The organism is Mesorhizobium sp. LNJC394B00 (assembly GCF_000502555.1).
GTDB lineage: Bacteria > Pseudomonadota > Alphaproteobacteria > Rhizobiales > Rhizobiaceae > Mesorhizobium.
In genome coordinates this window covers 41,150-64,439 of record NZ_AYWH01000012.1, presented here as the reverse complement: position 1 = coordinate 64,439, position 23,290 = coordinate 41,150, and the positions used below count along the sequence as shown (strand labels likewise).

Annotated in this window: 21 protein-coding genes and 3 pseudogenes; 4 read left to right on the top strand and 20 right to left on the bottom strand. The window is 59.9% G+C overall.

The features are described 5' to 3' along the window. From X751_RS137955 to X751_RS137965, 3 genes are read right to left on the bottom strand one after another with little or no spacing between them, the layout of a single operon-like run. Complete coding sequence (locus X751_RS137955) at positions 1–882, bottom strand: ABC transporter permease (protein WP_023746037.1); 882 nt, start codon at positions 880–882, stop codon at positions 1–3. A gap of 1 nt (position 883) precedes the next feature. After that, positions 884–1,825, bottom strand: coding sequence for an ABC transporter permease (locus X751_RS137960; RefSeq protein WP_023746036.1), 942 nt, complete (start codon positions 1,823–1,825; stop codon positions 884–886). Further along, entirely contained in the window at positions 1,825–3,432 is a 1,608-nt protein-coding gene (locus X751_RS137965) for an ABC transporter substrate-binding protein (RefSeq protein ID WP_031247286.1), read from the bottom strand. The genes X751_RS137960 and X751_RS137965 overlap by 1 nt, the downstream gene beginning before the upstream one ends. Before the next feature lie 570 nt (positions 3,433–4,002). Between X751_RS137965 and X751_RS1000000167185 the strand changes: the two genes are divergently transcribed. From X751_RS1000000167185 to X751_RS137975, 3 genes are all read left to right on the top strand, one after another. Then, positions 4,003–4,170 (top strand): hypothetical protein, encoded by a 168-nt coding sequence (locus X751_RS1000000167185; RefSeq protein ID WP_023746033.1) that lies wholly within the window; start codon positions 4,003–4,005, stop codon positions 4,168–4,170. Positions 4,171–4,258: 88 nt separating this feature from the next. Beyond that, entirely contained in the window at positions 4,259–5,278 is a 1,020-nt protein-coding gene (locus X751_RS137970) for an ATP-grasp domain-containing protein (protein WP_023746032.1), read from the top strand. An 832-nt stretch (positions 5,279–6,110) separates the two neighbouring features. Continuing rightward, on the top strand, positions 6,111–7,097 hold the full coding sequence (locus X751_RS137975; protein WP_023746030.1) for an ATP-grasp domain-containing protein: 987 nt from the start codon (positions 6,111–6,113) through the stop codon (positions 7,095–7,097). A 167-nt stretch (positions 7,098–7,264) separates the two neighbouring features. Here the strand turns inward: X751_RS137975 and X751_RS01000000164245 are convergent. The 6 genes and pseudogenes from X751_RS01000000164245 to X751_RS137990 form a co-directional block, all read right to left on the bottom strand. Further along, positions 7,265–7,706, bottom strand: a pseudogene (locus X751_RS01000000164245) (SMC-Scp complex subunit ScpB); the annotation flags it as partial. A 313-nt stretch (positions 7,707–8,019) separates the two neighbouring features. After that, positions 8,020–8,310 carry an exopolysaccharide production repressor protein gene (locus X751_RS1000000166190; RefSeq protein WP_245265844.1) on the bottom strand — a complete coding sequence of 97 codons (291 nt, stop codon included), beginning with the start codon at positions 8,308–8,310 and terminating at the stop codon, positions 8,020–8,022. A gap of 60 nt (positions 8,311–8,370) precedes the next feature. After that, positions 8,371–8,688 (bottom strand): ferredoxin III, nif-specific, encoded by a 318-nt coding sequence (gene fdxB / locus X751_RS137980; RefSeq protein WP_023746028.1) that lies wholly within the window; start codon positions 8,686–8,688, stop codon positions 8,371–8,373. Then, a complete protein-coding gene (locus tag X751_RS137985; protein ID WP_023746027.1) occupies positions 8,685–8,888 on the bottom strand; it encodes a CCE_0567 family metalloprotein in 204 nt (67 codons plus the stop codon). The genes fdxB and X751_RS137985 overlap by 4 nt, the downstream gene beginning before the upstream one ends. Positions 8,889–8,913: 25 nt before the next feature. Then, a pseudogene (locus tag X751_RS01000000164240) lies at positions 8,914–9,377 on the bottom strand (DUF269 domain-containing protein). A 289-nt stretch (positions 9,378–9,666) separates the two neighbouring features. Beyond that, positions 9,667–9,930 (bottom strand): annotated as a pseudogene (locus tag X751_RS137990) (TlpA disulfide reductase family protein); the annotation flags it as partial. A 357-nt stretch (positions 9,931–10,287) separates the two neighbouring features. Here X751_RS137990 and X751_RS1000000167180 point away from each other — a divergent pair. Beyond that, entirely contained in the window at positions 10,288–10,569 is a 282-nt protein-coding gene (locus X751_RS1000000167180; RefSeq protein WP_156936407.1) for a hypothetical protein, read from the top strand. Positions 10,570–11,271: 702 nt separating this feature from the next. On the opposite strand, the gene X751_RS138005 is transcribed toward X751_RS1000000167180, so the two are convergent. The 11 genes from X751_RS138005 to X751_RS138055 all read right to left on the bottom strand — a co-directional run bounded on the left by X751_RS138005 (position 11,272) and on the right by X751_RS138055 (position 23,167). Next, a complete protein-coding gene (locus tag X751_RS138005; protein WP_023746023.1) occupies positions 11,272–12,159 on the bottom strand; it encodes a universal stress protein in 888 nt (295 codons plus the stop codon). 101 nt (positions 12,160–12,260) lie between these two features. Then, positions 12,261–13,046: a response regulator transcription factor gene (locus X751_RS138010; protein ID WP_031245266.1), complete on the bottom strand. Its 786-nt coding sequence runs from the start codon at positions 13,044–13,046 to the stop codon at positions 12,261–12,263. Positions 13,047–13,073: 27 nt separating this feature from the next. Beyond that, on the bottom strand, positions 13,074–13,556 hold the full coding sequence (locus X751_RS138015; protein ID WP_023746021.1) for a NifX-associated nitrogen fixation protein: 483 nt from the start codon (positions 13,554–13,556) through the stop codon (positions 13,074–13,076). 17 nt (positions 13,557–13,573) lie between these two features. Further along, a complete protein-coding gene (nifX, locus tag X751_RS138020; protein WP_023746020.1) occupies positions 13,574–14,071 on the bottom strand; it encodes a nitrogen fixation protein NifX in 498 nt (165 codons plus the stop codon). Continuing rightward, a complete protein-coding gene (gene nifN / locus X751_RS138025) occupies positions 14,037–15,419 on the bottom strand; it encodes a nitrogenase iron-molybdenum cofactor biosynthesis protein NifN (protein ID WP_023746019.1) in 1,383 nt (460 codons plus the stop codon). The genes nifX and nifN overlap by 35 nt, the downstream gene beginning before the upstream one ends. A gap of 9 nt (positions 15,420–15,428) precedes the next feature. Beyond that, positions 15,429–16,919 carry a nitrogenase iron-molybdenum cofactor biosynthesis protein NifE gene (gene nifE, locus X751_RS138030; protein WP_023746018.1) on the bottom strand — a complete coding sequence of 497 codons (1,491 nt, stop codon included), beginning with the start codon at positions 16,917–16,919 and terminating at the stop codon, positions 15,429–15,431. Positions 16,920–16,975: 56 nt separating this feature from the next. Then, positions 16,976–18,517 carry a nitrogenase molybdenum-iron protein subunit beta gene (nifK, locus tag X751_RS138035; protein WP_023746017.1) on the bottom strand — a complete coding sequence of 514 codons (1,542 nt, stop codon included), beginning with the start codon at positions 18,515–18,517 and terminating at the stop codon, positions 16,976–16,978. Positions 18,518–18,641: 124 nt separating this feature from the next. Next, entirely contained in the window at positions 18,642–20,144 is a 1,503-nt protein-coding gene (gene nifD / locus X751_RS138040; protein WP_023746016.1) for a nitrogenase molybdenum-iron protein alpha chain, read from the bottom strand. A gap of 98 nt (positions 20,145–20,242) precedes the next feature. Beyond that, positions 20,243–21,136: a nitrogenase iron protein gene (gene nifH / locus X751_RS138045; RefSeq protein ID WP_023706403.1), complete on the bottom strand. Its 894-nt coding sequence runs from the start codon at positions 21,134–21,136 to the stop codon at positions 20,243–20,245. Positions 21,137–21,609: 473 nt separating this feature from the next. Beyond that, a complete protein-coding gene (locus X751_RS138050; protein ID WP_023746015.1) occupies positions 21,610–22,866 on the bottom strand; it encodes a HipA domain-containing protein in 1,257 nt (418 codons plus the stop codon). After that, on the bottom strand, positions 22,841–23,167 hold the full coding sequence (locus X751_RS138055) for a helix-turn-helix domain-containing protein (RefSeq protein WP_023746014.1): 327 nt from the start codon (positions 23,165–23,167) through the stop codon (positions 22,841–22,843). The genes X751_RS138050 and X751_RS138055 overlap by 26 nt, the downstream gene beginning before the upstream one ends. Positions 23,168–23,290 lie beyond the last annotated feature (123 nt).

The window sequence follows — 23,290 nt, the reverse complement described above, 5'->3', positions numbered from 1 at the left end:
TCAGCGCCTCTGCTTGGCGCGGGGGTCGAACAGGTCGCGCAGGCCGTCGCCAAGCAGGTTGACGGCGAGGACCGTGACGGCAAGACAGATACCGGGGGCGAAGATCGTCAATGGGGCGATGGCGAGATACAGGCGCGAACTGGCGATCATGTTGCCCCAGCTGGGGATCTCGGGCGGCACGCCCACGCCGAGGAAGCTCAGCCCCGCCTCGGTTAGGATCGCGCTGGCGCAGACAGTAGCGCCCTGGACCATCAGCGCAGGAATGGTACTCGGCAGGATATGCCGCCACAGGACCTTGGGCAGGCGCGCACCGCCGCAGAGCGCGGCCTCCACGTAGGGACGCTCGCGAACCCCCAGAACCACCGAACGAACCAGCCGCGCGACGGCTGGCGTCTCGGGGATCGCGATGGCGACGATGAGGATGCCGATTCCGGGTCCTGCCAGAGAGATGAGCGCAATGGCCAGCAGAATCGTCGGGATCGACATCAGGCCGTCCATGACCCGCATCACGACATTGTCGAAGCTGCGGCTGTACCCTGCGATGACACCGATCAGGAGCCCGACCACGGCTGCGGTCGCTGCCGATAGCAGCCCTACCAGGAGGGAGATGCGGGCGCCGAAGATCGTTCGCGCAAACACATCCCGCCCCAGATTGTCGCTCCCGAACCACATTTCGGGGGAAGGCGGCTGCAGGCGCTTGAACGGATCCATGTTCCCCGGATCGCCGGCGTAAATCGGGGCCGCGAGCGCCAGAACGATTAGAAGTGCCAAGAGACCGCCGCCTGCAATGACCAGCGGATGCCGCCTTGCCAGGCGGGGAACGTCAGATAGTCGCAGCCGACCGATTGGCGCGGCTTCAACTGGTGCGGAGATGAGCGTCATATTAGTACCGGATTCGGGGATCGATCAACGTATAGGCAAGATCGACCGTGAGGTTGATAAGGACGTACAGGCCCGAAGTCAGGATGAGCACGCTCTGAATGATGGGATAGTCGCGATTGTTGATCGCATCCACGACCAGACGACCGATACCGGGTATATTGAACACCGTTTCCGTGAGGACGACTCCGCCGATCAGATAGGCGAAGCTTATGCCGATGACGGTCAGGATTGGGACGCCGGCATTCTTCAATGCATGGTGGAAAAGCATGGCATAGGACGAAGCACCTTTGGCGGCGGCCGTTCGCATATAGTCTTCCGAAAGAACTTCGAGCATGCTTGCCCGCGTAACCCGCGCGATGAATGCGATGTAGCCAAGACTTAGCGCTACTGTGGGCAGGACCAGGTGCGCAAACCAAGGTCCGAGGCCACCATCGATCGGCAGATATCCCTGCACCGGTAGCCAGTGCGTCTTGATGGCGAAGAAGTATATGAGAAAAAAGCCGATGACAAAGACCGGAACGGAATAACCAAGTGCCGAAAAGGCCGTGAGGAGGCGGTCGACGAGCCCGCCAGTTCGCCACGCGGCAAGGATGCCGAAAGAGACCCCGGCCGTTACCGAAAGAATCATTGTCAGGATCGAGAGGGAAAGGGTCGGTTCAAGCCGCTGCGAGATGAGCTCGAGAACCGGTCGTCCGGCAAAGATTGAGGTGCCAAAATCGCCGCCGAGCATGTCCCGCACCCAACTTATGAACTGAATCGGCATAGGATCATTCAGTCCCATTTTTTCGCGGATGGCAGCCACCATCTCCGCCGTGGCCGACTTGCCGGCGATAATGTCCGCTGGGTCACCGGGCGCCAGCCTGAGAAGCAGGAAGATGAAGATGCCGACCATCGCCATGACGGCGATGGCCGAGACCATCCTGCGCAGGATGTAAGCAGCCATCAGGCAGCGGCTTTCTGCATGTTCCAAAACGGGATATAAGACGGAAAGCCGATGATGCCCGTCAGTGTCTTGCGGCGCGCGATTGGCTGAACAAACTGACCCAGCAGAACCTGAGGCACGTAGTCCCACCATATACGCTGCATCTTGCGGGCCACCGCCCTGCGCTCTTCAAGCGTTTCTAAATCTGCCCATTTAGTTCGAAGAGGCTCATACTCGTCGTTCTGAGGCCAACCGTACCAAGCTTTTGAGCCATTCATTTGCAGGATAGGGTTGGTGACAACTTGGGGGAAGTTCGCTTCAGCCTCGGAAGTAATGAAGATGCTCCAGCCTCCTTCTTCTACGGACACGTTTTTATTGCGGCGCGCGACCAGCCCGCCCCAGTCGCTTGGCGCAAGCTCGGCATTGACCCCAATCTTCTGCAATGTAGCTGCCAGAAGCTGAGACATATTGCTTGCCTCTGCCCAGTCCGTGGACTGCAGGATCACGACTTTCTCGCCTGCATATCCCGCTTCCTTGAAGAGTTGCTTCGCTTTTTCTGGATCGCCGCCCTTCTTGTACCATTCTGTGTTTTCGTTGTTGGACAGCGGCGTCTCGTTCCCAAACATCGAAGTGACAGGTTTCACATATTTTGAGTCACCAAAGCCAGCGCGCACCATAGCCTCTTGGTCGATCAGATGAAGCATCGCTTGGCGTGCCTTCACGTTGTCGAACGGCTTTTGCAGACAGTTCATGCGCAGGAACATATCCTGACCCGCTTTGTCCAGAACCTGGAGTTCAAGGTTGGGGTCGCTCTCGATGACCGGCAAAAGATCGATCGACGGCAAAGACAAGAAATCAACCTCACCTGCTTGCAAGGCCGCGATGGCAGTCTGCTGATCGGCGATATTTTCCCAGATGACACGATCGACTTTTACGATCTTACCGCCGGCCAGTCCGTCGGCGGGCTCGTTGCGTGGAATGTATTTTTCATTGCGGTCGTAGGTGAGGCTCGCGCCCGGCTTGGCAAGAGCGTGATTGAAGGTGAAGGGGCCCGATCCGATATTCGCGGTCACCTGCTCCGTTGGAGACAGACTTGCGTCCTTCTCGCGCATGATGAATGGGCCTGTCAGGATGGTGAGCAGCGCCCCCAATGGTTCCTTGAGCGCGATGATGAAGGTCCTGTCATCTTTTTTCGAGATGTCCTGGGCCCGCGACATAAGCAGTTGCCCGGCGGCAGCCACTTGGCCCCAGCGACGGATCGAGGCCACGCAGTCCGCTGCAGTGACAGGAGTGCCGTCATGCCAACCCAACCCGTCGCGGAGCTCGAACGTATAGGTCTTCCTGTCGTCCGATACGCCCCAGTTGCCCACCATCTGCGGATGCGGCTCAAACTTCGAGTCGGGCCCGAACAGCTTATCGTAAATCGCATAGGCGTGCATGTGGGTAACGTCGGACGTTGCAACGACCGGGTCAAACGCAGTGAGGCTGCCCATCACCATGCGCACCGTCCGAGCGTCGGCTGTCGGGGTTTGTGCCCGCAGGACCGACGGGATTGATAAAGCCGTTCCAGCGGCTATGCCCAACTGAATGAGCCCGCGGCGAGAAATCTTGCCTTCGATCAGTCTCATAAGAATTCCCCTGTGATTGCTGTTTCTTCTCACTGACGCGAGTTGCAGCCGAACTAAACGCGCCTTTTCCCAAACGGACGAGTCATTCAGAACACAAATTGGATACACAGTCAATTTGTTTTGTCCGATTTCAAACGTGTATGTTCGAAACCCGACACACTGAAGCGCATGTATTCCGCCGCCGCGGCGCGAAACACCTGGTTTCGCGTCGTCGCATCTCTTCGGTAGCACGCCGATTGCGTGCAACGCGGTGAAGGCGCGGGGACTGGCCCGGCTGCGCAACCGGCGCTTCTTCAGTCTCGGCGATCTCAACGCCGCAATCGCGGTTGTTGCTGGAGATCTGAACAAGCGCGCAGCATGCGGATCGGCGATGACTGCCAGCGTCACAGTCGGCGGCGCGCTGCGCTACGCCGACGGCCCCTAGGCGCTAGTATTAAGCTGGCCAAGGGTGACCCCCTTCTCATTTTGTGCTCCCTGCTCGCAACACCTTTGTGGCATGCCGATTGCGAGTGCGACGCCAGATACCTGTTCCAACGTGGCCGACGCGCTGTCTTCAACCGAGGAGTTCACATGACACTCGCCCACGCGATACTGGCTGCGCATCCCGTGGACGCGCCAGCGGTGCTGGAGCTGCCTGGGGACCAGCGGCATCTTGCGCAGCATTATACCGGCAGCAACGTTCAGTCCGCGCTGCACATACTGCTGATGACACTGTTCATCAGCGTTCTGACAGGCTGATCTCTAGTGCTCGCGCTGGTGATCGGGGGCACCGGCGCAAATCCGAGCGAGTGAGCATCAAACCGATCAAACATCAAAGGAGTAGCTCATGCGAGTAGCCGTTGTGACGAACAGAGACGTTACGGGCGTGATTAACCGGTTCGGCCAGCCTTTTCCGCAGCCGCCGCAGCCTTGGCCAGAGTCGGATCGCGACAGCATGGTGGTGGCGGCGCTGCAAGAGGGCGGCCACGAGGTGCTGCTGTGTGAGGGCGATAAAGGACTGCTCGCTACGCTCGAGCGGTTCATGCCGCCCGATTCGCAAGCGCGCCCTTCGGGATTCGTCTTCAACTTGGCGAGCGGGATTCAGGGCGAGTCCCGTTTCTCGCAGGTTCCTGCCATGCTCGAGATGGCCGGCGTTCCCTACATAGGAGCGAGCCCGCTCGGACATGAGCTTGCCAACGACAAGGTGGTCACCAAGATACTCATCCGCGAACGCGGTGTGCCAACGCCGAACTTTCGGGTAATGCGTCGAGGCTCTGAAAATACCGGCGACCTGAGATTTCCAGTAGTAGTGAAGCCACCTCGTGAAGGTGACAGCCTCGGATTGCACCTCGTACATGAACCTGCTGAGCTAAAGCGAGCCGTTGAAGTGATTGTCGAGCAGTATGCGCAGGACGCGCTCGTTGAAGAATACATCGAAGGGAGGGAAATCAACGTTCCTCTGCTTGGAAATAGCGTACCAGAAGTGTTGCCTCTTGTCGAGCAGGACTTCGGCGACCGCGCAACGCGTCTTATGACCTGGGAAGCGAAATACGTGGCGGCTACGGCAGTGGCGAAGATTTGCCCGGCAGAGATTGGGGGCAGGCTTGCGACGGTCCTGCGGGATATTTCGATTGCGACTTTTCGCGCTTGCCAGTGCCGGGACTATGCCCGCGTCGACATCCGGATCGACCGCTCCGGCCAGCCTTTTGTCCTAGAGATCAACGCCAATCCGTCCCTCGCAAAGGGCTCATCGTATTCCGTGGCTGCGAACACGGCCGGACACAGCTACTCGAGCTTGATCAATCGCATCCTGGATGTCGCCCACACGCGCTATTTCGGAACCGCTACCCCCAAGGACCGAACGTGACTTTTCGGGTAGCGCGGCGAGGTTGTTATTCTGCCGCATGGTGAAGTAGGCACGGAATGGAGTGGACGTGCCGACGACATGACCGGGTCAATGGACGCCGATCTCGGTGGCGCAGAAGGTATCGGCGATCCAGTTGTCTTGAACCATTGACTACGGAGGCCATCCCAGCGATGTCTTCGGATATGAAGTGGATGAGATCGACTACGAGCGGCGGACGAAGTGCAAGCCGCTCCTGACGTCATGGAATTTTGGCAATCGCCTTCCCTCGTCGATTGAAGAGCGCCCTCTCTGCGCATCGGAAGGAGGCGCCGAGTATGTGGCCATGATTCCTGCCAAGTCAGCCGGGCAATCTCATCCTTCAGGGTGTGGTTCTCGGCGCGCAACGCCTGGTTCACGATCTTAACGCACTCTACCCCGCCTTAAAGACCGCGCACTTCGCCGATCAGCGCAGCAACCAGCCCGCGGAGCTGAGCGAGCGACAGGCCTTGAACCAGTCGGTGGTAGCGTCACACAAATGATGAGTCACGAACGGGTTCGCCCGCAAACCTCCCCCGCCCGGAAAATCTGTCCCGGTTACGATGGGTATTATCAAACAGGATTGTAGTATCTGCGCCAATCCAATGTTCGAAACCCGACCCGCTGAGGCGCAAGTATTCCGCCGGCACGGCACGAAAGACATGGTTTTCTCGCCTTGTCCCAAATCTCTTCAGTGGCACGCCGATTGCATGACCCGCGGTGAAGGCATGCGGGGACTAGACCATCCGGTCCAGCGATCAGCCAACCAAGTTCGAGCCAATGAACTGATAGCGGTAAAAAATGCAAGGAGTAGCTCATGCGGGTCGCCGTCGTCTGGAACTGTGATTGTAAGGGGGTGATCAACCAGTTCGGTCAGGCTCGCCCCGAGGAATACCGTCCCGACGGGGCATTTGAAAGCATGATGGCGGCACTCCAAGAGGGCGGTCACGAGACGCTGCTGTGTGAAGGCGATAAAGAACTGCTCACTAAGCTTGAGAGATTCATGCCACCCGCTCCGCAGATCCGCCCATCGGGAATCGTCTTTAATAGGGCAGAGGGAATTCAGGGCGACCACCGTTACAGCCATGTTCCCGCTATGCTTGAGATGGCCGGCGTTCCATACACCGGATCGAGCCCGCTCGGGCATGCGCTGACGCACGACAAGGTCCTCACCAAGAGGCTCATGCGCGATTGTGGCGTTCCGACGCCGAACTTTCGCGTGATGCGTCTCGGAACCGAGAGTACCGGCGACCTGCGATTCCCAGTGGTCGTGAAGCCGCGTCTCGAAGAGTGCAGCCTCGGATTGCAGCTCGTGTATGAACCTGCTCAATTGAGGCGTGCTGTGGAAATGATCGTCACGCAGTATGCGCAGGATGCGCTCGTGGAAGAATACATCGACGGGCGAGAAATCGCGGTCGCGTTGCTGGGAAACGAAGAGCTCGAAGTCTTGCCTCTGGTGGAGCACGACTTCGGCGACCGCGAAACGCATCTCATGACTTGGGAGGCGAAGTACGTGGCGGCCGCGACGCCGCCGCAGATTTGCCCGGCTCAAATCGAGACCAGCCTTGCGACTGTGCTGCGGGATATTTCGGTTGCGACCTTCCGTGCCAGTCAGTGCCGGGACTATGCTCGCGTCGACCTTCGGATCGACCGCTCCGGCCAGCCCTTCGTCCTGGAGATCAACGCCATGCCGGGGCTCAGTGTGCACTCCTCTTATGTCCTAGCCGCGATGACTGCCGGACACAGCTTCTCGAGCTTGGTCAATCGCATCCTCGATGTCGCCCACACCCGGTACTACGCGTGACGACATGGGGAAGGCAACCGACCGCAGAAATTTCGATTCGGAATCCCGGAGGATATCACTGAGACACATCTGCCCTATTCTAGCATAAGGACCATGGCCAATGCGTCGCAGGCGCTAGAGCGCCGCGTCTACCGCTTCAACAATTTCATCCCCTCTAGTCAACCGCCGAGCGCTTCGAAGTCAGGCAGATCGCGCGTGTCGAAGCCAAAATGCGATGGGGAGGTTCTTGTCGTGACGTAGGTATAGGATGCACCCGGCTGCGGACTTCGCGGCCCCAAGGCGATAAGATCCTGCGAGCGCAAGACCCTGATCAGGTCGCGCGAAACCTCCTTGCCGAAAAAGCTGGACAGCTCGCCACGGGTGATCGGCTGCAAATAGGCAATGCAAATCAAGACGAGCGCCTCCGACCGGGAGAGTGGCTTGTCTTCCGCGTCCTGTCCGGCTACCGCGCGGATCGCATCGCGAAATCTCTTTTTCGTCCGGTGCTGCCAGCCGCCGGCGACCGCGACCAGCTCATAAGGGCGGCCGCCGAGCTCGGCGCGATGCGTCGATGATCAGCTCGATGTTGCAGCTTTTGGCTACGACCCGCGCTAGCGTCTCGCGCGGCACCGGTTGACGCCTGGTCCCTCTCTAGGCTGGTTTTTTTCGGTCGCAGGCCACGCGTGCTCCCGCCCGATCCCGGCCGTCCGCTTTTTGCAATGATTGTGGCGACTAAGCGCCGCGCCTGTCGACGGGCTTCATGTCCGGTAAGCTTGCCTTATCGGACGTGGAATACAACAGTCCGACCCCATAGCAGCAATCGCCATATCGCTCATGAAAAGCTCATCGGCGGCCGTGCCGGCCTGAGCCACTACCCCCAGAAGTCCCGGCGCGGGGCGACCCAAAGACGGGGAGCACGTCAGCTCTGACTTCGTCACGGCACTCAAGGCAGCAGCAGCGATATGGCTCGCATTTGATCGCGTTGGAGCAAATCTGGGGATTCATTTGTAACCTCATCAAGGTCTGGCGGCTCGGATCCAACTTCCTTGCAACTGTCGAAACGCTCAGCTCTTTGACCAGCTCGGCTAACGCAGCCAGACCGCCGGATCAGAAAGAGCACGCTTGCGAAATACGCCAGCTGAAGGAGCAGCGAACAAGCCAGCGTCGTGACTACTACTGTGCCGATGGAATGAGAAGCGAAGTAGACGGTCAGAGCGGTGCTGCAAAGGACCATTCCCAGGACGCGACAGAAGATTCTAAAGGGCAATGCCGTTCTCCTGGATGGTCCACCAGATCACGCAGCGACATTGTCGGCCGCAATATGGGTCTGGCAGTTCTTCGGGCAGACGCGGGCGCAGGCTCCGCAGCCAACGCAGCGGCCGGGATGGTTGACGACCATGATCATGCGATTGAGCTCGCCATCGAAATCGTCGTCTTCGCCGTCGCAGGCGCCGAGGATTTCACCCGCGTCATCGACGCCATAAAGATGCATAACCTCGCGCGAGCAGACTTTGAAACAGCGGCCGCAGCCCATGCAGGTCGCGCCGTCTATAGCGGTGAGATATTCCGGCACCCATCCGGAGCCGTCGCGGGTGGTGAATGTGCTCGTCATCGTAACTTCTTCATTGAAGCGAGCTCTCTCCTGGCACCATCCAACTCGGCAAAAGCGGCCGACGTTTCTTCGGCAACTTCCTCTATCTCCGTCCATTTTCCCGGGAGATCCTCTGCAAGGTCGCGCAATTTCATCTTGGCAAGTGCCGCGCGCAGCTGAAGCTTTCGGACTTTCGTTCCCATCTCATCCAGCTTTGACATAGATCGTTCCTCGAAATCGGTGTCTTCACGCCCGCGCCACGTCGCGATAGGCTTCAATGGCTGCGGGCGCATCGTCGACCAGTTTCGTACCGACCTCCGGGAGTTTCCTGAACGTCTCGAAGCCGAACCGGTGGATGTCACGACAGAGAGACCAACCGCTCGCCGTGAACCAATCGTCCGAGGCCCCCATGGGTTTCATCTCCATCATTGGCGATGTCATCAGGCCGGAGCGCTCCTCGATCCTAAGCCCGACGGCCGTGTAGAACATATCGAGCCTCCACAGCACGTCCGGATCGGGGTATCCCATGCCACGGATCGCCTGGTCGCTTTTTTCTGGTGGGAAGTCGGCCAGCAGCGTGGCGTTCGATTTGCCTTCCCATAATCAGTAGGACTCCTGAGCACGGAGAACCGCACCAGGCATTTGACGAACGGGGTGGCAAGGGCCGCCTCGTCCTCGTTGACAGCCGGGCTGACCGCGGCATCAGACATTTCGCCTTCTCCTCATTTCAGTCCTCTTCCTCGAAGGACGATATCTGTTTTCTGGGACGCCTACTTCGGGCACACTTGCTCAGCCGACGCCTAGCTCGGCGCCGCTGATTCCACGCAATTGATGTCCCTCGGGCCGACCTTGAACACGTCCTCGACTGCGAAGTCTTCCACGCGAATTCGCATCGAACATCGCTTCCGCCGCAATGCGGGAGGCCATGAAGATTCGAGCCTCGATCCTGCTGCAAACGATCGACCAAGTGCTGCATGGACCTCCTTGCTGCGCTCACGCCAACCACGCGTCCAACTTGGTCCGGGCCTCGACGGCCGTTGGAGCGTCTTCATCAGCCGCGATCCCGACGACCTCAAGTCCGCTGTCCTTGTATTTCTCCTGTAGCTGCATCAGCTCGAGCATCTCCGCCGCAGATAGTTCGCACCAAGTTGCCCAAAATTCGACGATATAGACTTTGCCGGGCTGGAAGTTCGCAAGGGACTCGCCACGCAGCCAGTCCTCCACTTTGATCGAAGGAGCCGGTGACCCCATCCGCAACATCATCTTGCCCTCCAAAGCTATTGCCAAAGGTTGCGTGACCTTATGCGCAAGCTTGTTCCCCTTTGAGACGGGGCACGAGGGTTCAACGAAGGGAGAGCATTGTTCGTCTTGCGCATCTGCGTGCAGTCAGCCTTCACTCAGTGTTGCTGAATCTCAATTCGCAAAGGCCGTGCCAACGCGCTCAGCGCGCGGTAAACGCTTGATTATGATTTGAAAAACTTATGTGGCGCCCAAGATCGCCGCTTGTATTGGACGCGACATATTTTCCGCCACTGTCAGGTCTTGGACACGCATCACCCGCTTCCCGTCGGCGCAGAAGCGTGGCCACCGACGTCTCGACACATAGGGACGAACAGATGCATGACCGCCTTGGCTACGGCCAGCCTCGTCATCATCGTCCGCCTCAAGCCTTGCTTGAGCTTCTTGCCGTTTCGGTCGCTCAGGTGGAAGCGGAACGCCATTGCGATTGCAGGGCCGCTCCACCCGAGCATCGCCTCTGCCCTACCCTTCCGCTTTGCGATTGAATTCCTGGCTCGTGAGGCCGGAGTTCTTCGCGACGAAGCCGGTCATGTCCGGCTGCGGGTCGCGAGTACCGTCATCACCAGATCGACGATGATGATCACGGCGAAAAGGCCAGGATGAGTGCCGGCATGTGCCGGTCGGTGCACTCTGCGGGATTCCTGCTTTGTGCCGATATTTCTGTGTTCCCTGTGCTCAGGCACTACAGGGACCGCCTGGTGCGAATGTGAGCGTTGTCGGAATTTGACCAGCCCCAAAGACCGCTCGGTCGCCACGCGGGCCGGGCCGGACAGAATGAAAACACTGAAGACGCGGCCGTCCTCGCTGCTAACCCGGCTACCATCCCACGCGATGACAACGTGATTGATGCCATCAATTCCCGCCGACTCCGGCAAGAGCCCGACCGGTCCCTACTCGAAGTTGACGGGCCCCGGCCACGGCACGGTCATCGCGTTGTTCAGCTCCCGGCCAAAATTGAGGAGATCGGGATAGGGCCCATGCGATGCCGCTACGGGTCCGAACTCGGTCGCGCTGAACGACCCTCTTTGACCTGACGCCGACCTGCGCCGTGATCGTGGCTGCAGTGAGGACTGCCCATACCTCTGCCCGGCCGTTGGTCTCAGCATCACGGACCAACTCGGGCGAGCAGAACCCCCCCGGGCGCGCGTTAGAGGCGTGCGCGAATGTTCTCGGGCGGCGCGTGCAGACTGGCTCCGAGAAGCTTCGCGAAGCTTGCATGTTGCCGCGATCTTTCTCCGACTTGGCATCAAGATAGTGACCCAGTGAGTAGAGTTTCGAACAGCGTCGGTGCTGCTTCGGAACCCGTCAGCGAGCCAAAAACAGCGGCAATGGCGGCTTCCCAACTATCCATCTCGTCACGCCACCGAAGATCCGCTCGCGCAGCCGGCGGCTGCCATAAGCGCCCATGACGATCATTTCTGCAGACGTGTCGATTGCGTGCTGCGCGAGCACCGTGGCTGCCGATTTTCCGGCGCTCGCCAGCAGGTCAACCGACACCCGAGCACCGTGCCTAGTGAGATAGGCAGCGATGTCGGCTCCCGGCTCGGTACCGTTTCCGGTGCAGGTCGCCTCCGGATCGACGAGTGCGACACGAACTTCCTCAGCACCGGCTAGCAGATGCAGCGCTTCCCGAACCGAACGGGACGCCTCGACTCGCGAATCCCAGCCGACCAGCACCCGCCGAGGAGACAGAGTCGCCTCAGCGCCCTCCGGCACGACAAGCACCGGCTTTCCGGTGTCGAACAGGCTGCCGTTGATAACAAGGGGACCGACGTTAACGTCGTTGAGAAGTGCAGGGCCGACGATTGTCAGGTCGTTGCAGAGCGCCCGCGCTCGCACTGCGTCACCGACGCTGGCCTGATCGCAGTTGACAACATCGACATCATAGCACCGCCACGTGGCTCTCAGCAGTTTGTGAATTTCCCTAGATGTTTTTTCCAGACTGGCCGCGTCCTGTGAAAATCTCTCGATTTGCCTGTACCGTTTTTCCAGTGCGGCAATGGCGTGTGCGCGTTGTCTGGGCCATTCGGGGAGGCCATCACCCAGCGGCGGAGGCGACATAACGAGAGGCGGAGGCGACATAATCAGGACGGACAAATGTGCGCCGACCTCGGCGCACAAGCTCGCAGCTGTTCTGACGTCCAGATCGGAGTGGTCAGCTCCCGCTACACTGAGTAGGCTTTTGAAGGCCATCTGACTGCTCCCCCTGAGTATGTCGCGCCCGTAGCGCGTTTCGAAGCCGCAAGACTTGCCTTCGAACGAAGATGGAGAGTGGCACACCATCCGTTCGCTATTCAGTCGTCCGGCTTCTCGAGCGAGTAGCCGGCAGACCTGACAGTACGAATGACGCTACCTGGCGAGGCCGCCTTCAGCGCCTTTCTGATCCGGCTGATATGGACGTCGACAGTGCGTTCACCGATATGGATATTGTCCGGCCAGGCCGCGTCGATCAGCTCGTCTCGGCTGAAGACCTTGCCGGGGGCCTCAAGGAATTGCCGCAGCAGGTTGAATTCGAGAGGTCCGAGATGGATGTCGTGGCCATTACCTCGAACCCGGTGAGCATCGAGCTTCATCTCAAGGCTGCCGCAACTGAGCCAGCTGCCGTTTTTTATCCCGTTTGAACCCGGCTGTGGCAGCGCCAGCTTCGTGCGTAGACAGTCAAGCAGCTTGGCCGGCGCGAAGGGCCGCACAAAGCTCTCGTCAATTCCTGCCTTCAAGAGATCGAGGTGCTGGTTCTCGGCGCCGGGCGCGATCAACGCAATGACGGGCAGGCGGCCGGTCCGAGGATCCCCCTTGAACCGGGCGCAGATTGTGGAGCCTGCCGCGCTTGCTGGCCCGCAGTCCAGGACTACCGCCTGGAGCTCCCGTCGATCGGCCAATGCAAGTGCTTCTTTCACGCCCCCTGCTGGCTCACTCGTGAAGCCGTCCACCCCCAGAATGTGGCTGAGGAACAGATACAACTCCGCATCTTGCGAACAGATCAGTACCACTGGCTTCATCAGCGCTACCCCAAGAACCACATCGGCCTCGACCGCCTCGATTGAGAGGGCTGGCCATCGCATGTCCTCAAGGCCTGACATGATCCCCTCGATCGAAAACCGGTTCCATCACGCCCGCGCCACCTCGGGATAAGCCTCAATGGCTGCGGTGGCATCGCCGGCCAGTTGAGTACCGGCCGCGGCGAGTTTCCAGAACGTCTCGAAACCGAACCGGTGGACGTCGCGCAGGGTTTTCGACAGAACGACCAACCGCCCGGCCGTGAAGAGCACGCGCCCGAAGCCCTCATGGCTTATCTCAATCATCGGCGATGCCATCAGGCCGGAGCGTTCCTCAATCGCAAGCCCGACGGCGGTGTAGAACTTATCGAGCCTCCACAGCACGTCCGGATCGGGATCGCCGATGATTGGAATTGCTCGGCGCTGTTCCCTGGTGATGATGAAGTCGCCCAGCAGCTCGGCGTCCGATTTGCCTTCCCATGACCCGTGGGAATCATTGGCACGGATCAGCCGCACGAGGCATTTGGCGAACGGGGTGGCAAGGGCGGCCGCCTCGTCCTCGGTGGCGGCAGGGCTAACAGCGGCTTCAAACATTTCGCCCACTCCTCATTTCAGCTTTCGTCCTCGAAGGAGGGTTTCTGTTCAGCGACACCTGCCTGCGCCAGCACCTTGCGCAGCCAAGGGGGAGGACACGTCCTGAGCATCATCTGCGTGCGCAACAGCACCTCTTGGATGGTCTGGGGCTGCGGCACTTTGATCGGATGGATCTTTGCGGAAACAAGTTTGGCTGCCGAAGGTCCGCCGATCGCCAGACAAAACAGGAGATGACAGCCCTTTAGCGCTTCGACCTTCGGGGTGATGCGGTCATCGCCCTCGATTCGATGCTTCCCGCTCTCGTCGGAAACGTCATCGAAGGCCACGGCTTCCACGAGATTCCACTCCTCGCGCATCACGTCGTAGACAGCAAAGCGCCTGGCCGATCCGAAATGGGCGTTGAGGTTCATCATGTCCTGCGTGGCGATCGCCACGCGCAATGCGCCCGCCTGGCGTTCCGGCGTCGGTGCGTGAACCTCGTCAGTGACGAGCGAGAGGCGACGGACGGAGCTCATCTGGGATTTCTCGCTTACGGAGTGGATCAAGCGCCTCAGGCGTCGGCGCTCGCCCGTTGGCTTCGAAAATGTTGGCAACCTCGAAGATCAGGTCGCGGGTCCCCTGGTAGAGGATTGTGAGCTTGTGCTGGGCCCCGAGCCGGTCGAAGATCGGGAAGCCGACCCGCATGAGCGGAATGCCGAGGCGCTGCGCCGCCTGGCGGCCGTGGGAATGAGTAACGAGAAGATCAGCGCCGGCGCCAAGCGCTTCCAAATCGCCGAGATCGCCGATCTGAACCGACTGCGCCGGCACTTCCTCCAGAATTTTCGACATAGCGGCCGTTGTGACCGCCGCCGCGATTTCGGAGCCCATGCCGATGAAGAAGCTCGCGAGTTGGTAGAGTTGGTCTGGTTCAGCAGCGATCGCAATTTTCTTGCCTCCAAAGTGGAAATGTCCGTCGAGCAACGCGTCCTGCAACTGCGCCCGCCGACGGCGCACCCCAGCCGGCGCCGCTTCGCCCGAAACTGCGGACAGCAGCGATACGAACCGGTCGGCGTCCCTCAATCCAGTCAACGACCGGAACAGCACGTAAGACACCCCGGTCAACCTCTGCAGCACCTCGGCCGGGCGGCGCATATGCTCACCGATGACGATGCATTGCTCGGCCGTGCCAAGCTCGCGGACATCCTCCACGCTGGTGCCGCCATAGGTAGTCGTGACCCAATGGGCGGGCACGGTACCGTCGAGCGAGCCGGAGACGTCCGGCAAAATCACCGGCTGCAGTCCAAAGCTTTCAACTATCTCACGCAAATGCTCGATGTCAGCGACAGTCAGGTTCCAGCCTGGCAGGATCACGATCTTCTTAGATTGCCGCGCCTGCTCGCCGGGCCGTGTAATCCCTTCGATCATCGCGGTGACGGCTTTGGCCCAGCCCTCTTCGATCGCACCATCGAAATCTGGTGTGTTGGCCAGCACCACCTCCGTACCCGCGAGTTCTTTGGTGCGCTTCAGCCTGATATTGGCGATATCGCCTGCGCAGTCTTCGCCCCGGGTTTCCACCAGCGCGGTCGTGCAAACCCCGATCAGCATTGGCTTTGTGCGGGCCTTGAGGTTGAGGATCGCCTCTTCCAGATGGTCTGCCCCGCCGAGGATCGTTGCCACCTCGTCCATCGCGGTTGTCTGCAAGGGAATGGCTTCCTTGAAATGCCGCACGAAGAGCACGAGCGCGAAGCTGGTGCACCCCTGGCTGCCGTGGAACAACGGCATCGCGCCGTCGACGCCAAGAAAGGCCAAAGCGGCCCCCAGCGGCTGCGATGACTTCAGCGGATTGACCGCCGCCGCTTTGGTCTGGGGAAGGATGCGGACCATCGGCTTTCCTCAACACTCGCCGAAATCGTCGGCCATCGTGCCGGCGAATTCCTGGACAACATGCAAGGTCGCGGTCTCGCTTTTCGTGCGCGGCAGTTCCTCCCTCACCGCTAGCTGGCAATCCCATGGTGCCGCCTCCCGCACCTGGCGCCAGATCGGGTTATGAATGGCGAGGTCGATCTGGCGTACGAGTTCCACCATGCCGTCGTAGCCGGCGTAAGGATGTTGGCGCTCCTGGTTGATATCGAGCCAGGGTGTCTTGGCTTTCAGCGCGATGAATTGCGTGCGCCCGCCCGACAGCATGATATCGGCCTTGTTTTCCGAGAGCATGGCGTAAAGCTCGCGCGCTGCCATTTGCTCGAATATGTGGTTGTCGTCCTTGAGGATCTGCTTGATGCGCTCCTTGTCTTCGACGGTCGACTTCTTGACAGAGGTGCCGACGATCTCGATGCCGATCTCCATTAGCGCATGGACCACCGACCAGGACTTCACACCGCCGGAGTTGAGCAGCACGCGCTTGCCTTCGAGCCTCGGCCGGTAGGCCGCGAGCTTCTTCCAAGCGATCGCCTCCTCATCTGCAATCAATGCCTCGGTGCGGCCGAGGATCTCCGGATCGGCACCCTTCTTCACGAGCAGCTGAGAGATCTGTCGGAGCGCTTCCGAGGTGTCGGTGATGCCGTAGAAGGAGCCCTCGAAAAACGGGATGTCCCAGCGCTGCTCCATCTTGCGGGCGAGATTGATGAGCGCGGTCGAGCACACCATCATAGCCGCCCGGGCGCGGTGCGCGCAGGCAATGTCGAAGTAACGCGCGTCACCCGGAATGCAGGCGCGCACCCGGATCCCGAGCCGACCAAGGAGCGGTTTCAGCAGCCAGAATTCGCCCGAGAGGTTGAATTCGCCAAGAATGTTGATGTCGTAAGGGCCGGCATCGTCGGGCTCCACCGTGCCGACGACATGCTCGAGCAACGCCTCGCCGGCAAGCTTGTTGCCGAGATTCTTGGAGCCGACGAAGCCCGGCGCATTGACCGGCACCACCGGTAGGCCGAACTTTTCCGCCGCGCGCTTGCAGACAGCCTCGATGTCGTCGCCGATCAGCGCCGTCACGCAGGTCGAATAGACGAAGATCGCCGGCGGCCCATACGCTTCCTTGATCTCGCGGATCGCTTTGAAAAGCTTGCGCTCGCCCTGCCCCATCACAACATCGAGTTCGGTGAGGTCGGTCGTGAAGCTTGTGCGCCACAGCGTTGGCCCGGACGAAGCCGCACCGCGGTTGTCCCAGGAATTGCCCTCGCAGGCGAGCGGCCCATGGACCAGGTGTGCGACGTCGGTGATCGGCTGCAGTACGATCTTGGCGCCATCAAAGGCACAGCCACCGGCCGCCGCTCCGGGGGTCAGTGGCTTCGAACAGCCCTTTTTGCGCGCCTTGGCAACCTTGTCGCGGTTCTGCTCGCAGGCGGGTTCATTGAAGACATCCTGGATTTTGGCTCTGAGCGAGGACATTGCGTCGGTCTCCAAAGTCCCTCGGGAAGACGATCGGCCAAAGCCGACCGTCAAGCTTAGCGGGTGAGGTCATACGAATAGTCCGTCACGCCCGTCTCGCTTGTCTCGCGATCGAGCTTGTCGAAGATCTTGTCCAGGATCGTCGTCAGTACGCGCAGCCCGCCTTGGTAGCCCATCAGCGCAAACCGATGGTGATGGTGGCGATCGAAGATCGGAAACGTCAGCCGGATCAGCGGCGTGCCCGTGTCGCGCTCCAGATACTTGCCATAGGAGTTGCCGATCAGCAGGTCCACCGGCTCGGTGAAGAGCAGCGAGCGCAATGCCCAGAGGTCCTTGCCCGCCCAGACTTGAGCACCCTTGCCGAAGGGCGATGATGCAAGCAGCTCCTTCAACTCTGCTTCCCACGCCGAGGTGCCGTTGGTGGCGAGGCAATGGGTCGGCTCGCCGCCCGTTTCCATGATGAAGCGGGCCATGCCGTAGACAAAGTCTGGATCGCCGTAGATGGCGTATTTCTTGCCGTGCAGCCAGGATTGGCTGTCCGCCATGGCGTCAACAAGTCGGCCGCGCTCCAGGCGGAGTGCTTCGGGGATTTGCTTGCCGGAAATCGCGGAGACCTCCATCAGGAAGTCGTCGGTCGCCTGGACGCCGAGCGGGTAATGGAACGAGGCAGTCGCCTGCCCTACCCCCTCGCAATACTCCAGTGTCTTTCGGGTGTTGTAATGCTGTAGCGAAAGTGTCGCCTCGGCGTTGAGCGCCTTCCTCACGTCTTCGATCTTGGTGCCGCCGTCGTACATGCGGTATTCGCCGTCCGACGGCGTGTCGAACTGGTCAGAGGCGTCTTGGATGAAGGTATAGGACACGCCCAGCAGATCGAGCAGGCGCTTGAGTTCCCGGTTGTTGCCCACGCAAAAGCCGTCGAAACCCGGAATGATGTTGATGGTTCCCTCGGCTTCCGTGCGCTCCTCGCCCTTCCAGAAATGCTCCAAAATGCCCTTGACCGTAACGTCATAGCCGTCGACATGGCTGCCGACAAAGGCCGGCGTGTGGGCGAAGGGCACATCGAAGTCGCGCGGGACCGAGCCTTCGTCCTTGGCGTTCTCGATGAAGCTGTGCAGGTCATCGCCAATGACCTCCGCCATACAAGTGGTCGAGACGGCGATCATCTTCGGGTCGTAGAGTTGGTACGTGTTGGCGAGCCCATCGACCAGGTTCTTCAGGCCGCCAAACACTGCCGCGTCCTCGGTCATCGAGGAGGAAACCGCCGAAGCAGGCTCCTTGAAATGGCGCGACAGGTGCGAGCGGTAATAGGCGACGCAGCCCTGGCTGCCGTGGACGAAGGACATGGTTCGCTCGAAGCCTGCGGCCGCGAACACCGCCCCGAGCGGCTGGCAGGCCTTGGCGGGGTTCACGACAAGCGCTTCGCGAGCAAGGTTCTTTTCGCGGTATTCCCACGTCTTGGTGAATTCGCCTTGGTCGGCAACGATCTGGTCCGGGTGCGGACATTCGAAATTCAGCCTCTTCTCGGCGAGCATCTGCCTGTATTCCGGCTCGCGGAACAGGGGCGCGTGGTCGAGAACTTTTTCAGCCGACTGCGGCATGGGTGGTTACCTCTTTCCAGCTGGCCCGCCATAGGGCGGCACAGGGACGTCGAAACGTTTTCAGATCCCGCGGACAAGCGGCCACAGGCGTTCACGGCCTCCCGGCTTCCGGGAGGCCAGGGTTTCATTCGGCTGCGATCGCCGCCGACGGCTCGGCTTTTTTCTTCCAGGGGGCGTCGTAGAGGTTCCAGACCGGGTTGTTGATGGCCAGATCCATATCGCGCGCGAAGATGGCGAAGCCGTCGTAGCCATGATACGGGCCGGAATAATCCCAGGAATGCATTTGACGGAACGGTATGCCCATCTTCTGGACCGGGTACTTTTCTTTGATGCCGGAGCCCACGAGGTCAGGACGGATCCCCTCGATGAACTTCTCCAGCTCGTAACCAGTCACGTCGTCATAGATCAGGGTGCCCTTCTTCACGTAGTGGCCGGTGCGCTGATAGTCGTCGTTATGGCCAAATTCGTAGCCAGTGCCGACGATCACCATGCCCAGGTCCTCATATGCCGTGACGACGTGACGGGGGCGCAGCCCGCCGACATAGAGCATCACCGTCCTGCCTTCGAGGCGCGGCCGGTACTTGGCGATTATGGCATCGACCAAGGGCCGGTATTTGGCGATGACCGCCTCGGCCTTGGCCTCGATTTCCGGCCCGAAGTGCTTGGCTATCTTGCGCAGAGAGGCTTCAGTCTGGGAGGGGCCGAAGAAATTGTACTCCATCCAGGCGATGCCATACTTTTCCTCCATGTGCCGGCAGATGTAGTTCATCGACCTGTAGCAATGGATGAGATTGAGCTTCGCCTTTGGCGCCCGCTCTATTTCGGCCAGCGTAGCGTCGCCCGACCAGTTGCCGACCACGCGCAGGCCCATCTCCTCGAGCAGGATGCGCGAAGCCCAAGCGTCGCCGCCGATATTGTAGTCGCCGACCACATTGACATCGTACGGGCCGGACTCGAACTCCACTTCCTTCTTCTCGAACACCCAGTCGCGGATCGCGTCGTTGGCGATGTGGTGGCCGAGGGATTGCGAGACGCCGCGGAAGCCCTCGCAGCGCACCGGCACGATTGTCTTCTCGTGCTCCTTGGCCTTGTTGCGGGACACAGCTTCGGTGTCGTCGCCAATCAGGCCGATCGGGCATTCGGATTGCACAGTCATGCCCTTGTTCAGCGGAAACAGCTCCTCGATCTCGTCGATGATCCGTTCCAGCTTCTTGTCGCCGCCGAAAACAATGTCCTTCTCCTGGAAATCGGAGGTGAACTGCATCGTGACGAACGTGTCGATGCCGGTCGTGCCGACGTAGTAGTTGCGGCGTTGAGACCAGGAATATTGCCCGCAGCCTACCGGCCCGTGCGAGATATGGACCATATCCTTGACTGGACCCCACACCACGCCTTTCGAGCCGGCATAGGCGCAGCCGCGAATCGTCATCACGCCGGGGATGGACTTGATGTTCGATTTGACATCGCATTCGGAAAGGACCTCGCTTTCCTCGCCAGCCTCGTCGCCGCTCTTTGCAACGCTGAGGTGCTTTTTGCGGCGCTTCGCCGACTTGTCAGGATATTGCGACAGCACCTCCTCGATAAGCTTCGCATGGAGGGCACCGTCATTCTCGTATTCCAGGCTCATGGGACCCCTTTCAAGGTTCAGGGTGACGCCTCACCGACGAGGCGCCGTTCTTTGAAAGGCGCACAAGGTAAGGCGGCGCCTCATGTCGGCAGCGGTCGCTACTGTGCGGCCGCCTTGGCCGCTTCCTTGACCTGAAGCTCGGCAAGCATCTGCTCGTCGGTCTTCATGATGCCGAAGTCGAGCAGCATGTCCTCGAGCTCCTCCATGGTGATCGGGGTCGGGATGGTGCCCTGGCCCGAATTCCCGTGAATCTTCTCGGCCAGCGCCCTGTATTCCCCGGCCTGCTTCGAGTCCGGCGCATACTGGATCACAGACATCTTCCTGAGCTCGGCGTGCTGGACGATGTTGTCGCGCGGCACGAAGTGGATAAGCTTGGAATTGAGCCTGGAAGCCAGCGCTTCGGCGAGGTCGAGCTCGCGGTCGGTTTGGCGCTCGTTACAGATCAGGCCACCGAGCCGCACGCCGCCCGAATGGGCGTATTTCAGGATGCCCTTGGCGATGTTATTGGCGGCATAGAGCGCCATCATCTCGCCGGACATGACGATATAGATTTCCTGGGCCTTGTTCTCGCGGATCGGCATCGCGAAACCGCCACACACCACATCCCCGAGCACGTCGTAGGAGACATAATCGACATCGTCGTAGGCGCCGTTCTCCTCGAGGAAGTTGATCGAGGTGATCACGCCGCGGCCGGCGCAGCCGACACCTGGCTCGGGTCCGCCCGACTCCACGCATTTGATGCCTTTGTAGCCGACCTTGAGCACGTCCGCGAGTTCCAGGTCTTCCACCGAACCTTCCTCTGCCGCGAGATGCAGGACCGTATCCTGCGCCTTCGCGTTCAGGATCAGGCGGGTGGAGTCGGCTTTGGGGTCGCAGCCGACGATGAGGATTCTCTGCCCGAGGTCGACCAGGGCGGCGAGCGTATTTTGGGAGGTGGTGGACTTGCCGATGCCGCCCTTGCCGTAAAAGGCGATCTGACGCAAACCTGACATGTAGCTTTCCTTCCTTCGTTCCCATTCATCGCGGCTGCCGCGACTTGAATGCCGGTCGGGCAGCTCTAGCCGCCTCGCACCTAAGGATCTCAAGACTCATGCCAATTTGGCTGATCCAACCGAAGAATAATTTCATGGTTGCTTTTCAGGGGTTTAGCTTGAGTTCCAAGAAAGGATCGTCGGAACAGCCCGTGTAGCGGACGCGACATTGGCGACACAAAGCGTCGGATCGCGATCCTCAGCGACCGCATTCGGTTGAACCGCATCGTTGTATTGAGGTGGACGAACAGCATCTCGACCCTCTGCGGGATGCTGCGAACTCTTCTGTGCCCGCGAGCTGACGTGCTTGCTCAACGCGTGTCCAAGTGGACACTCCGCCGACTTTGCGCGCGATCCTAGCATACCACCGATCCACGGCCACTAATCCGGGGCACGGGCGAATAGTTCCGCTATATCAACCCGAGGGACTCGGTTTACTTCTCGGCGCAGGAGTTCAGTATCGGCGTCATCGCCTTCACATGTCCATCGATCCGCTCGAGCACTTTCGCTGCGACAACGTCGCGCTCAGGCAGATGCCACCAGTACTCGTTGACGAGTTTGACCGTCTCGACCACTGCCTTCAGGACTGCTGGCTCCGGAAGCCGTGCACGGTTCGCAAATGCTTTCCATCGCGGTGCTGCTAGTGCCTTAAACGAGCGCTCTCCTCCAAGCGACAGCGCCATGGCGTCGGCGGGAATATATGGCACGGTGGACAGGAGGTCGTAGATTGGTGCAAGCGCCGGCTTGTCGCCGTTATCGGGATAGATCAAAGACCAGTTCTTCAGGTGCATGTCGCCATTGCCGGTGATGACGGTCAGTGCCAGGCGGCGGACGAATTCGAGAGCCGCCGTAGGCGAGACGGCCACTCCAAGAGCCAAGGCTATGTCGTGATAAGCAGCCCCCTCATATTTGCGCGAGGGGTAGACACCGAAGACCTGAGCGAAATCCTCGATGTGTATCCTCTCGCCCTCAGCGCCGCGATCGAAGCGTTTGACGAGAAGGACCTTGCCCTCTGACAGCGTGTTGAATTCTTCGGGAATATCCTCAAAATCGGACTTCTCGACAAGTTCGCGTTCAGGAACCTCCATGCCGATTGCTGCTGCCAGCGCCAGGTTGGCGAATTCGTTCTCGGAAACGCCCGGAAACGCCGTCGAAGGGAACTTGGCGATGTACCGGCCCTGCTCGTCGTCCATCGGCAAGGTAAGGCCGCCGCCTTTTCCAATGTTCTTCATGACCGACAGCTTCATCTGCACGCCGGCAAGCGAGAACCGTGCCTTGGGCTGATCCTTTGAAGCGTCCTGTGAAACCGCTGTCGCGCCGTCACTGGGCAACGCCCGTACGGCTCCCGGCAGATCGGCGCCCAGCGCCGCTAAAAGGTCGAAATCATTGCCTGGCCGCACATTGCCTTCGTGGTGCCTTTCCATCGCCTCGCGCAATTTCTCCTCCGGCAGGAGGTTCGCGAAGAATGCGGGCAAGGCGCTTGCCAGAGGCTTCGGATCTTTCCGCAATCCTCCCGTCGCTGCCCGGAACGACAGGCTGAGAACCGGAAAGCCGCCCGTCGCGCGGTAGGCCTCATCGAAGTTGAATGCATTGAAATCGCCCGGCGTCCTGACGATTGTGCCGATTTTCGCTGCGTTCAAGAGCACGTCCAGCGACGGGATCGTCTTAGGTGCGCGAAAGACTGGAGCCATGATCGTCATCGTCAGGTTGAGAAACAAAGGCGGGTCGATCGTCATCATCATGTGGACGCAATAGAGCCTGGACAGCCGGCACCATGACTTGCGGAACCAGCATCATTTCCAGACCGAGCGCGCGAGCGATATTCATGAGGGTCGTCGCACGCGCCGCTGCGGCTCCCTTTTCGATGTCGCGATAGCGGGGACGGGATATACCCGCCAAGTCAGCAACCTGCTCCTGCGTCATGGCGGTGGCCAGCCTCGCCTTCCTGAAAAGCCCACCGATTTCGCGCAGAATTTCCGATTCAGAGTCCATAACGATACGCAGATGATTCATTCCAATGCCAAATGATACGCAGGGGTATCTTATCCAGCGGAGCAAGTCAAAGCTTTATGATCTGTTCACGTATCAAATATGGAAATCATGATATGCAAAGAT

Excerpts from the sequence above, each read along its gene's own strand:
- nifN (WP_023746019.1), bottom strand. The coding sequence starts at position 15,419 with ATGGTCCGCATCCTTCCCCAGACCAAAGCGGCGGCGGTCAATCCGCTG.
- fdxB (WP_023746028.1), bottom strand. The coding sequence starts at position 8,688 with ATGACGAGCACATTCACCACCCGCGACGGCTCCGGATGGGTGCCGGAA.
- X751_RS137965 (WP_031247286.1), bottom strand. The coding sequence starts at position 3,432 with ATGAGACTGATCGAAGGCAAGATTTCTCGCCGCGGGCTCATTCAGTTG.
- nifH (WP_023706403.1), bottom strand. The coding sequence starts at position 21,136 with ATGTCAGGTTTGCGTCAGATCGCCTTTTACGGCAAGGGCGGCATCGGC.
- X751_RS138015 (WP_023746021.1), bottom strand. The coding sequence starts at position 13,556 with ATGTTTGAAGCCGCTGTTAGCCCTGCCGCCACCGAGGACGAGGCGGCC.
- nifX (WP_023746020.1), bottom strand. The coding sequence starts at position 14,071 with ATGAGCTCCGTCCGTCGCCTCTCGCTCGTCACTGACGAGGTTCACGCA.
- X751_RS137960 (WP_023746036.1), bottom strand. The coding sequence starts at position 1,825 with ATGGCTGCTTACATCCTGCGCAGGATGGTCTCGGCCATCGCCGTCATG.
- X751_RS138005 (WP_023746023.1), bottom strand. The coding sequence starts at position 12,159 with ATGGCCTTCAAAAGCCTACTCAGTGTAGCGGGAGCTGACCACTCCGAT.
- nifE (WP_023746018.1), bottom strand. The coding sequence starts at position 16,919 with ATGTCCTCGCTCAGAGCCAAAATCCAGGATGTCTTCAATGAACCCGCC.
- X751_RS137975 (WP_023746030.1), top strand. The coding sequence starts at position 6,111 with ATGCGGGTCGCCGTCGTCTGGAACTGTGATTGTAAGGGGGTGATCAAC.
- X751_RS1000000167180 (WP_156936407.1), top strand. The coding sequence starts at position 10,288 with ATGACCGCCTTGGCTACGGCCAGCCTCGTCATCATCGTCCGCCTCAAG.
- X751_RS138055 (WP_023746014.1), bottom strand. The coding sequence starts at position 23,167 with ATGGACTCTGAATCGGAAATTCTGCGCGAAATCGGTGGGCTTTTCAGG.
- X751_RS137970 (WP_023746032.1), top strand. The coding sequence starts at position 4,259 with ATGCGAGTAGCCGTTGTGACGAACAGAGACGTTACGGGCGTGATTAAC.
- X751_RS1000000167185 (WP_023746033.1), top strand. The coding sequence starts at position 4,003 with ATGACACTCGCCCACGCGATACTGGCTGCGCATCCCGTGGACGCGCCA.
- X751_RS137955 (WP_023746037.1), bottom strand. The coding sequence starts at position 882 with ATGACGCTCATCTCCGCACCAGTTGAAGCCGCGCCAATCGGTCGGCTG.
- nifD (WP_023746016.1), bottom strand. The coding sequence starts at position 20,144 with ATGAGCCTGGAATACGAGAATGACGGTGCCCTCCATGCGAAGCTTATC.
- nifK (WP_023746017.1), bottom strand. The coding sequence starts at position 18,517 with ATGCCGCAGTCGGCTGAAAAAGTTCTCGACCACGCGCCCCTGTTCCGC.
- X751_RS1000000166190 (WP_245265844.1), bottom strand. The coding sequence starts at position 8,310 with ATGGTCCTTTGCAGCACCGCTCTGACCGTCTACTTCGCTTCTCATTCC.
- X751_RS137985 (WP_023746027.1), bottom strand. The coding sequence starts at position 8,888 with ATGTCAAAGCTGGATGAGATGGGAACGAAAGTCCGAAAGCTTCAGCTG.
- X751_RS138010 (WP_031245266.1), bottom strand. The coding sequence starts at position 13,046 with ATGTCAGGCCTTGAGGACATGCGATGGCCAGCCCTCTCAATCGAGGCG.
- X751_RS138050 (WP_023746015.1), bottom strand. The coding sequence starts at position 22,866 with ATGGCTCCAGTCTTTCGCGCACCTAAGACGATCCCGTCGCTGGACGTG.